Source organism: Globicatella sanguinis NBRC 15551 (assembly GCF_001552295.1).
GTDB lineage: Bacteria > Bacillota > Bacilli > Lactobacillales > Aerococcaceae > Globicatella > Globicatella sanguinis.
This window is the reverse complement of record NZ_BCQX01000059.1, coordinates 1-13,521: the sequence shown is the minus strand read 5'-3', so window position 1 is coordinate 13,521 and position 13,521 is coordinate 1. Positions and strand designations below refer to the sequence as shown.

The following is a 13,521-nucleotide window of genomic DNA, read 5'->3' as shown; positions in this document are numbered from 1 at the left end:
CTTTTTTTATTTAAATTGAGTTGCCGTTTTAGCTCAGTAGGTAGAGCGCTTCCATGGTAAGGAAGAGGTCGCCGGTTCGATCCCGGCAAATGGCTTTTTTAGAAGTAAAAAGATAGTAAAAGAAAAATCAATTTATAGCCATGAATGTTGTTATATCAATGTTTGTGGCTGTTTTTATATTTTAAGATAATCAAAGAAAAGTAAAGATTGCAAAATTATTTTGCAATTATTTTGCAGTCATGTTTTTAAGTATTTCTTCTATCTTTTCTTTTTGCGTTCGTTCTAATTCATTATTAATGTTTTTTTTATTCTATCTTCAAGTGTCATTTTCATTTCTTTTCAGTAGGTAATATGTTTTTCTGATATTTCCAACTTCTTTGATTTTATTGAAATTTCAGTATTCATCAATGGTTTGAACTAGTACACCTTTTGATTTTGCAATTTGAGAACTTGTGATTTTTGAATAATTTGAGTATAAGTTATATATAAAAGTTACATTAAATTGGGTAATCTTATTGTAACTTTTATATCTTTTTTTGCTTTTAGCTGACCAACAGTTATTTTACACTAAGTGGGTCATTTTGATTCCTTCTGGTTTGTTTATTTGTATAAAAACATTGTGCCAGTTATGGAGGGGTTAGTGACCCTTTCTTTTTACACAATAATATGAATTTTATTCAATCTAATTGTTAATTTTAAATTACTCAAGGTTATAAAATATTTTCTTTGCATTGAATCTTTAAAATCCGTATACTTTATTTGTATATCAATTTTTTGTAAAGTGAGGGATCTTTATGACCAATAAACACAACGAAAAAAGTTTTAATCAATATAATATTACTCATTATGAATCAATTAGAACGGAATTAGATGATGACAATCAATCAGTGGTCATCATTAACGATGTCGAAGTGCCTAATCGGAAAAATGTACCGGTTTTTCAATCGAAATTACGTTCTAGAATTGTGGAAGTACCTGAAGAAATTTATGAAGCGTCAGGTATCTTGATTTTTGGTAAGCGAATCAAGTCGTTACTATTTTCTACTGATGTTGCCATTATTCGTAATTCTAATGCCCAATCGGTTATTGCTGTTTATCCTTTTACGCCTCAAACGACGATTATGCAATCAATTATTGATGTTTCTTCGGTACCAGTTTTTGTTGGCGTCGGTGGAGGAACCACCACTGGTTTAAGAAGTGTTAATTTGGCCTTTCAAGCAGAACAATTGGGAGCCTATGGTGTTGTTGTGAATGCTCCAATGGAGAACGAAGTGATTTCTCAAATTAGAGAACATATTGATATTCCATTGATTGCAACCATTTCGAGTTTTCAAGATGATTTTAAAGGTAAATTGGCAGCGGGAGCTACGATGCTCAACATTTCTGGCGGTGCTAAGACGGTTGAATTAGTAAAGCATATCCGTCAAGAAGTCGGACCTGATGTTCCGATTATTGCAACTGGTGGACCAACTGGTGAACTAGTAAAAGCAACGATTAGAGCGGGAGCTAATGCTATTACCTATACACCACCTACTTCTGCAGAAATTTTTGCAGAGTTAATGAAACGTTACCGGGAGGGGCAAAAAGCGCATGACTAATTGGTTAGAGTGGGCGAGAGAACTTCATTCTTTGGCTCAATCAGGTTTGTATTATACGAAAGATATATATGATGAAGAGCGTTATGAACGGATTAAAGAAATGTCTCATCAGATGATGTCGGTATTAGCCAATACTAGTCCTCAAGTGATAGCGGAATTAAGATTAGAAGATTCTGGATATCAAACACCTAAGATCGACACACGTGGAGCAGTTTGGAAAGATGACCAAATATTATTAGTACAAGAAAAGGATGGACTGTGGGCTTTGCCTGGTGGTTGGATGGATGTTACGGAGACTATCAGTTCTAATGTATTAAAGGAAATTTATGAAGAGTCAGGTATGGAAGCTGAAGTTGTTAAATTAGTTTCACTTCTAGATCGTAATCTTCATAATCCAGGTCAGAATCCTTATACGATTGTCAAAGTTTTTGTGGAATGCCTATATAAAGCTGGGTCTTTTACAGAAAACTCGGAAACAATTGCTGCGAAATTTTTCTCAGTTGATGAGTTGCCTGAATTAATGGTAAATAAAACATCAAAGGAACAAATACAGTTGTGTTATCAAGCACGTCAGCAAGGTAAAAACTGGCAAGTGACTTTTGACTAATCGAGATAAAAACATCAAAGAATTTTTCTTTATAACTATTCTCCTAAAATTAATATATAATGTATTATAACATACAAGCAATAGTGTAAAAACGCTTTTTAGAATATTTAAAGGAGAATTCATATATGACAATGCTAAATTATTTAAAACGTTTTTTAATAGAAAATAAGTTCACAATTGTATTATTTTTAGTGATACTTTCGTTAAGATTTTTCTTATTCCCTATGTACTCAGTTGAAGGTCCTTCAATGGATTACACATTAGCACATGGCGAAAAAGTAATCGGAATGAATTACTTTAATATTGATAGATTTGATGTGGTAATAATTGATATTCCAGAGCAAAAAAAATTATATGTTAAAAGAATTATAGGTTTACCTGGAGACAAAATTGAATATAAAAATGATAAGCTATACATCAATGATAAATTTATTGATGAACCATTTTTAAAACAAAAGAAAAAAGAATGGAAACGATTTACAAAAGATTTTATTGTTGAAAAAATACCAGAAAATGAATATTTTGTACTCGGAGACAATAGAATGAAATCAGTAGATAGTAGAATGATAGGTAGTATTCATAAAGATAAAATTTTGTCTAAATTATATTTTGTTTACTGGCCTTTAAATCGACTAAAGGTGATCGAATAGTTTAAACGAGGATTGGACTTTTTCAAACTCGTTTTCTAATAATCAATAAAAGTGAGTGTTTAGGTGTGGTTTTTAGGGTGTAGTTAATTGTTTATTTAATCATATCGCTTTCATATTAATAAAAACGAACATATAAAGTTTTAATATTGGAACATTAAAAATGGAAATAAACCGTTATTATTTGTATAATGTAGACAATATGAGCCGTCTTGTTTATCAATATTAATTTTATAGTTAATAAATTTATATACAGATGGTATAATATAAGTATCAATTTAGGAGGTTATGACTGTATGAATTACCAATTATCTATTAATACACTTCGTGCTTTGAGTATCGAGCAAATTGAAGCGGCTAACTCTGGGCACCCAGGCTTACCTATGGGAGCTGCTCCAATGGCTTATGCTTTGTGGACAAAGCATTTAAATATTACGCCAACTGAACCAAAATGGGTGAATCGCGATCGTTTTGTTCTATCTGCTGGTCATGGCTCTGCTTTACTATACAGTTTATTACATGTTGCGGGATTTGATGTAACGATTGAAGATTTAAAACAATTCCGTCAATTAGGTAGTAAAACACCTGGGCATCCTGAAGTAGGACATACACAAGGGGTTGAAGCGACAACCGGTCCATTAGGACAAGGGATTGCCCAAGCAGTAGGGATGGCTTTAGCAGAAACTCATACTGCTGCGATTTTTAATACTGAACAACATAAATTAATCGATCATTACACTTACGCTTTAGTCGGTGATGGTGACTTAATGGAAGGTATTTCTTATGAAGCTATTTCATTTGCAGGAAGACAAAAACTAGATAAATTAATTGTCTTATATGATTCAAATGATATTTCATTAGACGGTGATTTGAACATGGCGTTTAATGAGGACATTAAGAAACGTTTTGAATCACAAAATTGGCATTATCTACGTGTCGAAGATGGAAATGACGTGGATGCGATTTCTAAAGCAATTGAAGAAGCGAAAGCTCATACCCAAGCGCCTACCATTATCGAGATTAAAACGGTTATTGGATACGGTTCACCATTACAAGGGACTTCAAAAGTCCATGGAGCACCATTAGGATCCGCTGATTGGGCGACTACTAAAGGATATTATGGATGGGAAAATGAAGCCTTTACGGTACCAGAAGAAGCAGCAGCTGATTTTAAATTAAATATCCAAGAACGTGGTTTAAATGCTTACGAGGAATGGAATAAAGTATTTGAAGATTATAAAGCGAGTAATCCTGAAAAAGCCGCTGAATTTGAGGCAGCCTTTAATGGAGAATTACCAGAAGACTTTGAAACAGCCTTAGAATATGTGGAGTATGGTAGTAAAGCAGATGCGACACGTAATTCAAATGGTCGTGTTATTCAAAAATTATCAGAAGCAATTCCTTATTTCTGGGGAGGTTCTGCCGATTTATCTGGTTCAAACAAAACAATGGTAAGCGCTGAAACTGACTTTATGCCAGAAAACCGTGCTGGCCGCAACATTTGGTTTGGTGTACGAGAATTCGCAATGGCAGCTATTATGAATGGCGTACAATTACATGGTGGAACACGTGTTTATGGTGGAACGTTCTTTGTCTTTACTGACTACTTAAAAGCAGCGGTAAGATTATCAGCTATCTCTAACATTCCAGTTACTTATGTCATGACACATGATTCAATTGCGGTGGGAGAAGATGGCCCAACTCATGAACCGATTGAACAATTAGCAGCCTTTAGAGCATTACCGAACTTAAATACGATTCGTCCAGCTGATGAAAATGAAACAATTGCAGCATGGAAAATTGCGGTAGAATCTAAAGACCGCCCAACGATGTTAGTACTAACTCGTCAAAATGTTCCAGTATTAGACGTTGATAGTAAAACTTTAGAAGCAGGCGTTCGTAAAGGTGCTTATGTGGTATCACCAGCTAAAGGTGAGGTGCCAAGTGGTATCTTATTAGCAAGTGGATCAGAAGTAAGTTTAGCTGTTGAAGCACAAAAAGCGTTAGCTGAAAAAGGGCATGACGTCTCAGTCGTTTCAATGCCAGCGATGAACATATTTGATGAACAATCAAAAGAATATCGTGAGACGGTTCTACCTAATGCGGTACGTAATCGTTTATCAATTGAAATGGGAGCAACATTTGGCTGGGCAAAATATGTCGGCTTAGATGGTGTTACTATCGGAATTGATCGCTTCGGATCATCTGGAAAAGGTGAAGAAGTAGTGGCTGATTATGGCTTTACAGTAGAAAATATTGTCGAACAATACTTAGCAGCCTTTAATTAATCTCTAGTAAGTTAAAAAAGCGTCGGTCTTTTACGACCACGCTTTTTTGACTTATTTTAAGTTTTTTTATATCTTAATCAAGATTTCAGGAAGTTAGTTGAGAGTGTGACAAAAAAACTTAACGAGATGTCAGTTTTGATTCAACTTGTTCAGCAAAGGGGTTTTCCGTTTTACTAAAAGTTTTATAAAAGTTAAATTGAAGTTCATCTTGTTTTAGTGAAAAGACGGAAGGTTCTTCGACGTTTTCGATTTGAAGTTGGAAAGTTTCATCGGATAAGTTTTCTGGAAAAACAACAAAATCTATTTCTTGTGCGGCTAATTGAACGGTTAACACTTGAAATTGCTCCATCGAATAAAAGTTATTCAAATCGATAGCGATGGATTCATCGAATTGATCATTCAATTGTGACTTTATCCCCTCTAATGTTTGCTCAGCAATCGGAACATCGCTTACTATGCGAATAGTTAAGTTTGCCTCTTCTTTAAATAAGATGCTGAATGCGATACTAATTGTAAAAATCAAGATAATCGCAATCGATATAATCCATTCTTTATATGCGTAAAGTAAATAGCTAATTTTTTCTTTTGGTGTTTCTAGTTTATCTAAATTCTCTTGAATAATGGGACTGTGTTTCATATAGGGACTCCTTTATGTTCAATAAGTATAGTTTAACATAAAATCAGAAGATTATTAAGCGTTTTACAAGATGTAAATATTAAAGCTTTATTCGTGGTATTGTTTCACAAAAAGAGGCGTTGTGCTATAATATGAAAGAATGATAAAAATAGAAAGGGGCACTCATCTGTGACCAATCAAACAAAACCAACTTACTATATTACAACACCCATTTATTACCCAAGTGGAAATTTACATATCGGAAATGCTTATTCAACCTTAGCTTGTGATGCGATGGCACGTTACAAACGGCTAATGGGATATGATGTCTATTTCTTAACCGGAACTGACGAACACGGACAAAAAATTGAATCAAAAGCTGCTGACTTAGGACAAACACCAAAGGCTTATGTCGATGAAATGGCTGATCGTATTAAAAAGTTATGGCAAGATTTAGAGATTAGCAATGATGGCTTTATCCGTACCACTGATGATTATCATGAAAAAGCGGTACAACAAATTTTTGAACAATTATTAGCACAAGATGATATTTATTTGGGCGAATATGAAGGTTGGTATTCTGTTAGTGATGAAGAATACTTTACAGAAAGTCAATTGATAGAAGTTTATCGTGATGAAAATGGTAAGATGATTGGTGGTAAAGCTCCAAGTGGACATGATGTTGAATTAGTCAAAGAAGAATCATACTTTTTCCGTATGAGTAAGTATGCGGATCGTTTATTAGAATATTATGAATCACATCCGGAGTTTATTACACCAGAATTTCGTAAGAATGAAATGATTAATAACTTTATTAAACCTGGTTTAGAGGATTTAGCTGTTTCTCGAACAACATTTTCATGGGGAGTACCTGTAAAATCTAATCCTAAACATGTGGTATATGTTTGGATTGACGCATTGACAAACTATATTACAGCGCTTGGTTATGGTAGTGAAAACACAGAAAATTACGACAAATTCTGGCCGGCTGATGTGCATGTGATTGGAAAAGACATTAGTCGTTTCCATATGATTTATTGGCCAACGATGTTAATGGCATTAGGATTACCTTTACCTAAAAAAGTTTATGCTCATGGTTGGTTGCTAATGAAAGATGGTAAAATGTCTAAATCCAAAGGCAATACGATTTACCCTGGACAATTAATTGAGCGTTACGGACTAGATGCGACTCGTTTTTATCTATTGCGTGAAATGAGTCAAGGTAATGATGCTGTCTTTACGCCAGAAGATTTTGTTAACCGAGTAAACTTTGAATTAGCAAATGATTTAGGTAACTTATTAAATCGTACCATCGCGATGATGAATAAATACTTCGGTGGTCAAATTCCAACTACAGAATTAGTTGCCAATGACGTCGATGCAATTTTCGAAAACTTTGTGGAAGAAGAGATTAAAGCTTACCATCAAAGTATGGATTCAATGAGCTTTAATTCAGCGCTAGACCACGTCATGAAAATAGTTTCACGTGCGAATAAATACATCGATGAAACTACCCCTTGGGTTTTAGCAAAAGATGAAGCGAATGTAGGTCAATTGCGTTCAGTTATGAATCACTTAGCTGAAGTATTACGTATTGTCGGACATTTATTAAGACCATTTATGACACAAGCGCCATCAAAAATCTTTGAACAATTAGGATTAACTCAAGAATTAGAACAAGATTTACAAACAGTTAAATGGGGCGACTTACCAGATAATGCTCAAGTAATTAAAAAAGGTGAGCCTATTTTCCCACGTTTAGAAGTTGAAGAAGAAGTTCAATATATTAAGAACTTAATGACAGGTGGCAATGAGACTACTTCAGAGAAACCAACAGTGGATGATCCAACATGGAACCCTGAAGCGACTGAATTAGTTCATGAAGAAGTGGCGAATATTGAATTTGATCAATTCATTCAAGTCGAAATGAAAGTAGCTGAAGTCATCGATGTGGCTCCTGTTAAAGGTTCTAATAAATTATTGAGATTCCGATTAGATGCAGGAGACAAAGGTCATCGTCAAATCTTATCCGGGATTGCTAAATATTATCCTGAATATCAAAATTTAGTTGGTAGAAAAGTTACGATTGTAGCGAATTTAAAACCACGTAAAATGATGGGATATGTGAGTCAAGGAATGATTTTATCAGCAGAAAACCAAGGACAATTAAGCTTATTATTTGCACCAGATGGTGCTCCGAATGGCGCATTAATTGGGTAAGCATAAATCGAGTGTGAACCCGAAAAGTATTCGTTGCTTTTCGGGTTTAGTTATCAAAAGAAAGGACTCAAAATGAAATTATTTGACACCCACACCCATTTGAATGCCAATCAATTTGATGGGATAGAAGCCGAGATCATTGAAAATGCGAAACAACAACATGTTGAGTATATGGCGGTAGTTGGTTTTGATGAACCAACCATTCATAAAAGCTTGGCTTTAAGTAATCAATATTCTAATATTTTAAGTGTAGTAGGTTGCCATCCAACTGAAGCGGGAAATTATAATCCTGAATTTGAAAGAAAATTAGAAGAATGGTTGACCTTGCCGAAGGTTAAAATGCTTGGTGAAATAGGATTAGATTATTATTGGATGAGGGACGCCAAAGAGGTGCAAGAGAAAGTCTTTAGAAGACAAATTGCCATTGCGAAAGAACATAATCTGCCGATTACCATTCATAACCGCGATGCTACCGAAGATACTTATAAAATACTTAAAGAAGAAGGTATCCCCAAAGCTGGGGGAATCATGCATAGTTTTGGTGGCAATGCAAAAGAAGCACAGCAATTTTTAGACTTAGGGATGCATATCAGTTTTAGTGGCGTTCTAACTTTTAAAAAAGCCAATGAAGTAAGAGAAGCAGCTTTAGTCGTTCCGGAAGACCGTTTATTAATTGAAACGGATGCCCCTTATTTAGCTCCAATGCCATATCGCGGGAAACGTAATGAACCAGCTTATGTATATTTTGTAGCGGAACAAATGGCTCAAGTAAAAGGATGGACTATTGAAAAAGTGGCCGGAGTAACAACCCGTAACGCGTTTAAACTATTCAGATGGGAGCCAGAAGCATAATGTTACCAAATGAAGTCATCATTGTTGAAGGTCGTGATGATACCAAACGATTGGTAGAAACATTTGGCTCAAACATAAAAACTATCGAGACGAATGGCTCAGCTGTAAGCCGTCAAATTCAAGAACAAATTAAAGCGGCGAGTGAAAAGTTTGATATCATTATATTTACTGACCCTGACTACCAAGGAGAACGAATCCGTAAAATTGTGACTCGAATTGTCCCACAGGCCAAACAAGCTTATTTGAGTCAAGAAGAAGCCAATAGCGGTAAAAAGGGAGCAAGCTTAGGCATTGAACATGCTCAACCTGAGGCAATTAAGAAAGCATTATCTAATTTAATAAGTCCACAAATAGAAAATTTGGTGGCAATTCCGATGATTGAATTGGTAAAATTAAGGCTGATCGGACACAAAGATGCCAAATTCCGTAGAAAAATAGTTAGTGATCATTTTAGATTAGGCCACCTCAATGGTAAGCAATTGCAAAAAAAATTAAGTCAATATAACATTACCTTAGAACAAATCCAAGCTGTATTATATGAAAAGGAGTCATTATGAGAGAGTTTCGTCCTATCGCAACCCCGACCCGAACGGTTGATATTATGCGTCGTTATGATATTAAAATGAAAAAAAGTTTAGGTCAGAATTTTTTAATTGAACCCCAAATCTTAGATAAAATGATTGAAACTGGTCAAATCGATCACCATACAACTGTGGTAGAAATAGGACCAGGAATTGGAGCTCTCACTGAATTTTTAGCAAGAAATGCTAAAGAAGTGATTGCCTTCGAAATTGATTCACGCTTTGTTGAAATACTAAAAGAGACTTTAAGTGATTATGAGAATGTTACGATTCACCATCAAGATATTTTAAAAGTAAATTTCAACGATCCAATTTATCAAAATTTACATGATGCCGAGCGACTGGTAGTTGTAGCCAATCTGCCGTATTATATTACGACCCCGATTATTATGAATTTAATTGAGAGCAACTTAAAATTTGATCAATTGGTGATGATGATGCAAAAAGAAGTAGCCGAAAGAATGACTGCTACAGTTAATACAAAATCATATAACTCATTGACCTTAGCTATTCAAAATACGATGGATGCGAAAATAGCCTTTATTGTACCTAAAAGTGTGTTTATTCCACAACCCAATGTCGATTCCGCTGTCTTAAGCTTAACGAGATTAGAACACCCCATTGCTGAAGTTGATAATTTAGAAAAGTTTCATCATTTAATTCAGACTTGTTTTGTTCTAAGAAGAAAAACTATCTGGAATAATTTAAGAAATGCTGCAAAAGATTTGAACTTAAGTTTAGATCAACTAGAGACGGCTTTAGATAAAGCTCAAATTGAAAAGGCACGTCGAGCGGAGTCCTTAACCTTAGAAGACTATCAACGATTATACAATGCAATCTATTAACCACTAGCTATTTTCAATACGAAGCTCTGACGAACTAAAAAGTATTTGAAAATAAGGAAGACGGCTCAGGAGTAATAGTATTCTTACTTAGGTTATGATTAAGGGGCTGAGCAAGAGGTAGAAGAACGATTGAATTTCGCTTTTTTTGTCCAACTCTCGCATAGTTTAGTAGGTCTCAAACAGTTCCTTAAGACGCAGTGTGATGCTGCTCAACTCCTGAGCTGTTAATTAACGATCAACAACTAGACTGAATTTATTAAGTTGATGACCAGACTTGTTAAGACGCAGCATGATGCCACTCAGCTTCTGCGTCATAAAACAAACAGAATTTTTAAAGATTTGCCAAGCCTCATCTTTTTGACAGAACTCTAGATAGAATGAATCTTAACTACGACCACGGATACTTATGAGCTAGTTTATGTAAAACATATTTTTAACAATTCTCGAAAATTTTAGCCAAAAAAGTAAGGAGAAATTTTGAAAATTTGCTTGCTATGACATATATGTTATGTTAAAATTGATTATTTATCTAAAATATGTTATAATGGGGACTGAAGGGGTTGAGACAATGCCAAAAGATTTAGTTGAAATCAAGTCACTTTTAGATGAAAACTTAGGTGAAGAAATTATCGTCACCGTCCAAATGGGCCGTAAGAAAAAACGCGAGCGTCGTGGCGTTTTGAGGGAGACTTATCGTTCAGTATTTGTCGTAGATTTAGACCAAGATGATAATAATATCGATCGTGTGTCTTATAGTTACAGTGATGTATTAACACACTCGATTGATGTTGAGTTTGTATAATCATATAATGTAGATACGCTTATCCGGAGGGGTAGGCGTTTTTTTTACTTTTCGACAGCAGTAAATGTTACATTAAATTCAAAAACGCCTTGTAAAAAGAAGAGTTGAATTTTTTATAAGAATATCATATTGAATGAATTTGCTGAAAATATGACCGATTATGAAGTCGTTTATACAAGTTATGAAGCGCTAGAATTAAATGTAAATGGTTGGTATGGTCCAGCAATGAACATTCATAGAGGTGCTTTTGCTGGGCATAATTTTGAATATTATTCAGAAGATGGATTAAATTCAGCATTTTTTGCACAATATGAAATGTTAGGAGCAGAAAGTAAAGGCCTTTATCCGTATATTAAGCACTTTGCATTAAACGATCAAGAGTCAAATAGAAATAGTAGAATTATGGTTTGGGCTAATGAACAGGCCATTAGAGAAATATATCTAAAACCATTTGAATATACTGTAAAAATGGTGAGGTTTCTGCGGTAAGGTCTTCGTATAATTACATCGGTCCAAGATGGGCATGTGCGAATAGTAATTTACTAAATGATGTCTTAAGAGATGAATGGGGCTTTAAAGGAATGGTTTTAACAAACTATTTTTGGAACTATGATTATATGAATGCAGACGCAGCGATTGCTAACGGCGGGGATATTATGTTATCTACATTAGGGAAATTTGGTGCAACAGTGACCAATACAGATAAAGCAACTGTTCAAAACAACATGAGAAGAGCTTCAAAGAATATACTTTATACAGTTGTGAATAGTAATGCAATGTATTCTGAAGATAAGAAGAAAGAAATTTTATCTGAAGTAGGAGGTGAAATTTCTAAAGAAACTTACTTTATTGAATAGGAAATAGAATTGGTATAGAAGGTTGGAAATTAGGAATTTATATTTTAGATTTGTTTATAATTCTTTTATTGCCTCTGTTGTCAAATCAAATGCAACACTATTGTTATTCAAAAGACATACCCCATTAGACTTTTAGGTATAGGGTTTCCCCTATGGGGGAAATGTCGCTTTTCGATTCTTTTATAACTCAAGTCTTTATTCCATTAAAGACAATTCGGTCTGTTAGGCTTCTTGAGTGGACATTAAACCGAGTATGGATCGTATGCGTTTATTTATCTTACCAGCTGCTTATGATATATAGTCAGAAGTAAAATGATGTAACGATTTACCTTTCGGTATAAACTTTCTTAAGAGTTTATTGAAATTCTCGTTAGACCCTCGTTCCCATGATGCGTAAGCATGACAAAAATAAATAGATTAATCATCGTTTTCAACCTCAGATACTTTCGCAAACTCAGATCCATTATCAAATGTAATAGTTTTAAACTGATGAGGGCTGTTTTCTACAAGTGTTTGAAAAGCCGTTAATACAGTCTCGCTTTTATAATCCTCAATCTTCATTGCTATAGCGAAGCGTGTTTTCCGTTCGACTAATGAAATGGCTGCCGGCTCTTCTTTATGGCGTTTTCTCTTTACTAAGTCAGCTTCCCAATGACCAAATTCCGAGCGGTCTAACAAACTTGATGCTCGGTCCGAAATACTGGTACCCAGAACTTTCTTATTTCGTCCCTTTGGACGACTGTGCTTATTTTTTCTTGGTTTCAAACGATACATCATAGGTAAATCATGGGGCTTGATACACAGCGCATTTTGTCGAATGTAGCGATAGACGGTTTTGAAACAAGGCACTCTTTCCTTAGGATGTTTTAAAGCATAGGACATCACAAATGTTTTAATATTGTGAGTTCGCTCTTTTCCTTTGAAAACACCATTGTGGTGAGCTTTCTTTAATTTATACCAAAAGCGTCCAGAGTAAGCTTGCATACCTTTTGATTGACTGCGTTGTCTATTCTTTAAATAAGTGACTTCACCAAAGTCAGCTAGATACTTCTCGACTTTTTTACCTTAACTAATTTGGACGACGGTACCCCGTTTGATTTCACGTGAAATAGTTGATTTATTTCGGCCAAGCAAACGGGCAATCTCAGCTTGCTTTTTGTCTTCTTTTAGCCATTGTTCGATCAGTTCACGTTCCGTGAATTTCAAATGCCCTTTAGATTTCTTTGTGTTAAAATGAGTGTGTGACATGAAGATTCTCTCCTTGTATAATGAACACATAGTAATTAGTGTTCTTTTTTTCTTTTTACTATATGATAATCATAGCCTTGTGGATTGGTTCTTTCTCCTATAGCTTAAACTATTTTATTAAGGCTCCAACCACATTTCTATGTTTATTTGTTTATGAGTTAGATAACGCTAGACGTTTTATCTCGTGCAAGGCTACAATACATAGTTTTTGTGGATAACCACAGCCAATTTATTTTGAAGGATGTGTTTTTATGTTTCTTATTGGTACGATGTTGCTAAGGATAAGCATGATTGTTTTATTTGTGATTCTGAGGGGAATGTGATTAAAGATGTCTTTACCTTTTCCTATGATAGGGAGGG

12 protein-coding genes, 1 tRNA gene and 1 pseudogene are annotated in these 13,521 nt (G+C 34.7%); 12 read left to right on the top strand and 2 right to left on the bottom strand.

The window, feature by feature from the left end:
• Window positions 1-22: 22 nt before the first annotated feature.
• The 5 genes from GSA01S_RS06310 to tkt all read left to right on the top strand — a co-directional run bounded on the left by GSA01S_RS06310 (window position 23) and on the right by tkt (window position 5,140).
• A tRNA-Thr gene (locus GSA01S_RS06310) sits at window positions 23-95 on the top strand.
• A 699-nt stretch (window positions 96-794) separates the two neighbouring features.
• A complete protein-coding gene (locus GSA01S_RS06305; protein WP_245631283.1) occupies window positions 795-1,598 on the top strand; it encodes a beta/alpha barrel domain-containing protein in 804 nt (267 codons plus the stop codon).
• The gene (locus tag GSA01S_RS06300) at window positions 1,591-2,205 is read left to right on the top strand and encodes an NUDIX hydrolase (protein ID WP_066125905.1); all 615 of its coding nucleotides are present in this window, start codon (window positions 1,591-1,593) and stop codon (window positions 2,203-2,205) included. Before GSA01S_RS06305 ends, GSA01S_RS06300 begins: the two co-directional genes overlap by 8 nt.
• Window positions 2,206-2,330: 125 nt before the next feature.
• Complete coding sequence (gene lepB / locus GSA01S_RS06295) at window positions 2,331-2,855, top strand: signal peptidase I (protein ID WP_245631282.1); 525 nt, start codon at window positions 2,331-2,333, stop codon at window positions 2,853-2,855.
• Window positions 2,856-3,148: 293 nt separating this feature from the next.
• Complete coding sequence (gene tkt, locus GSA01S_RS06290) at window positions 3,149-5,140, top strand: transketolase (RefSeq protein WP_066125904.1); 1,992 nt, start codon at window positions 3,149-3,151, stop codon at window positions 5,138-5,140.
• Between the two features lie 118 nt (window positions 5,141-5,258).
• On the opposite strand, the gene GSA01S_RS06285 is transcribed toward tkt, so the two are convergent.
• The gene (locus GSA01S_RS06285; RefSeq protein ID WP_066125902.1) at window positions 5,259-5,777 is read right to left on the bottom strand and encodes a hypothetical protein; all 519 of its coding nucleotides are present in this window, start codon (window positions 5,775-5,777) and stop codon (window positions 5,259-5,261) included.
• 168 nt (window positions 5,778-5,945) lie between these two features.
• Between GSA01S_RS06285 and metG the strand changes: the two genes are divergently transcribed.
• The 7 genes from metG (at window position 5,946) to GSA01S_RS11105 (ending at window position 11,913) form a co-directional block, all read left to right on the top strand.
• Window positions 5,946-7,976 (top strand): methionine--tRNA ligase, encoded by a 2,031-nt coding sequence (gene metG, locus GSA01S_RS06280; protein WP_066125901.1) that lies wholly within the window; start codon window positions 5,946-5,948, stop codon window positions 7,974-7,976.
• A 72-nt stretch (window positions 7,977-8,048) separates the two neighbouring features.
• Window positions 8,049-8,828, top strand: a complete 780-nt coding sequence (locus GSA01S_RS06275) for a TatD family hydrolase (protein WP_066125899.1) — start codon at window positions 8,049-8,051, stop codon at window positions 8,826-8,828.
• Window positions 8,828-9,385 (top strand): ribonuclease M5, encoded by a 558-nt coding sequence (rnmV, locus tag GSA01S_RS06270; RefSeq protein ID WP_157064783.1) that lies wholly within the window; start codon window positions 8,828-8,830, stop codon window positions 9,383-9,385. Before GSA01S_RS06275 ends, rnmV begins: the two co-directional genes overlap by 1 nt.
• A complete protein-coding gene (gene rsmA / locus GSA01S_RS06265) occupies window positions 9,382-10,254 on the top strand; it encodes a 16S rRNA (adenine(1518)-N(6)/adenine(1519)-N(6))-dimethyltransferase RsmA (protein ID WP_066125894.1) in 873 nt (290 codons plus the stop codon). Before rnmV ends, rsmA begins: the two co-directional genes overlap by 4 nt.
• A 568-nt stretch (window positions 10,255-10,822) precedes the next feature.
• A complete protein-coding gene (locus GSA01S_RS06260; RefSeq protein ID WP_066125893.1) occupies window positions 10,823-11,056 on the top strand; it encodes a Veg family protein in 234 nt (77 codons plus the stop codon).
• Between the two features lie 129 nt (window positions 11,057-11,185).
• Complete coding sequence (locus GSA01S_RS11110) at window positions 11,186-11,545, top strand: glycoside hydrolase family 3 protein (RefSeq protein ID WP_066125891.1); 360 nt, start codon at window positions 11,186-11,188, stop codon at window positions 11,543-11,545.
• A gap of 92 nt (window positions 11,546-11,637) precedes the next feature.
• Entirely contained in the window at window positions 11,638-11,913 is a 276-nt protein-coding gene (locus GSA01S_RS11105) for a hypothetical protein (RefSeq protein ID WP_066125889.1), read from the top strand.
• Between the two features lie 222 nt (window positions 11,914-12,135).
• On the opposite strand, the pseudogene GSA01S_RS11305 reads toward GSA01S_RS11105, so the two are convergent.
• Window positions 12,136-13,161: pseudogene (locus GSA01S_RS11305) on the bottom strand (IS30 family transposase).
• Window positions 13,162-13,521 lie beyond the last annotated feature (360 nt).

Coding starts and splice junctions, on each gene's coding strand:
- rsmA (WP_066125894.1), top strand. CDS start 9,382: ATGAGAGAGTTTCGTCCTATCGCAACCCCGACCCGAACGGTTGATATT.
- GSA01S_RS06285 (WP_066125902.1), bottom strand. CDS start 5,777: ATGAAACACAGTCCCATTATTCAAGAGAATTTAGATAAACTAGAAACA.
- GSA01S_RS06300 (WP_066125905.1), top strand. CDS start 1,591: ATGACTAATTGGTTAGAGTGGGCGAGAGAACTTCATTCTTTGGCTCAA.
- GSA01S_RS06275 (WP_066125899.1), top strand. CDS start 8,049: ATGAAATTATTTGACACCCACACCCATTTGAATGCCAATCAATTTGAT.
- tkt (WP_066125904.1), top strand. CDS start 3,149: ATGAATTACCAATTATCTATTAATACACTTCGTGCTTTGAGTATCGAG.
- GSA01S_RS06260 (WP_066125893.1), top strand. CDS start 10,823: ATGCCAAAAGATTTAGTTGAAATCAAGTCACTTTTAGATGAAAACTTA.
- GSA01S_RS11105 (WP_066125889.1), top strand. CDS start 11,638: ATGGTTTTAACAAACTATTTTTGGAACTATGATTATATGAATGCAGAC.
- rnmV (WP_157064783.1), top strand. CDS start 8,828: ATGTTACCAAATGAAGTCATCATTGTTGAAGGTCGTGATGATACCAAA.
- GSA01S_RS06305 (WP_245631283.1), top strand. CDS start 795: ATGACCAATAAACACAACGAAAAAAGTTTTAATCAATATAATATTACT.
- lepB (WP_245631282.1), top strand. CDS start 2,331: ATGACAATGCTAAATTATTTAAAACGTTTTTTAATAGAAAATAAGTTC.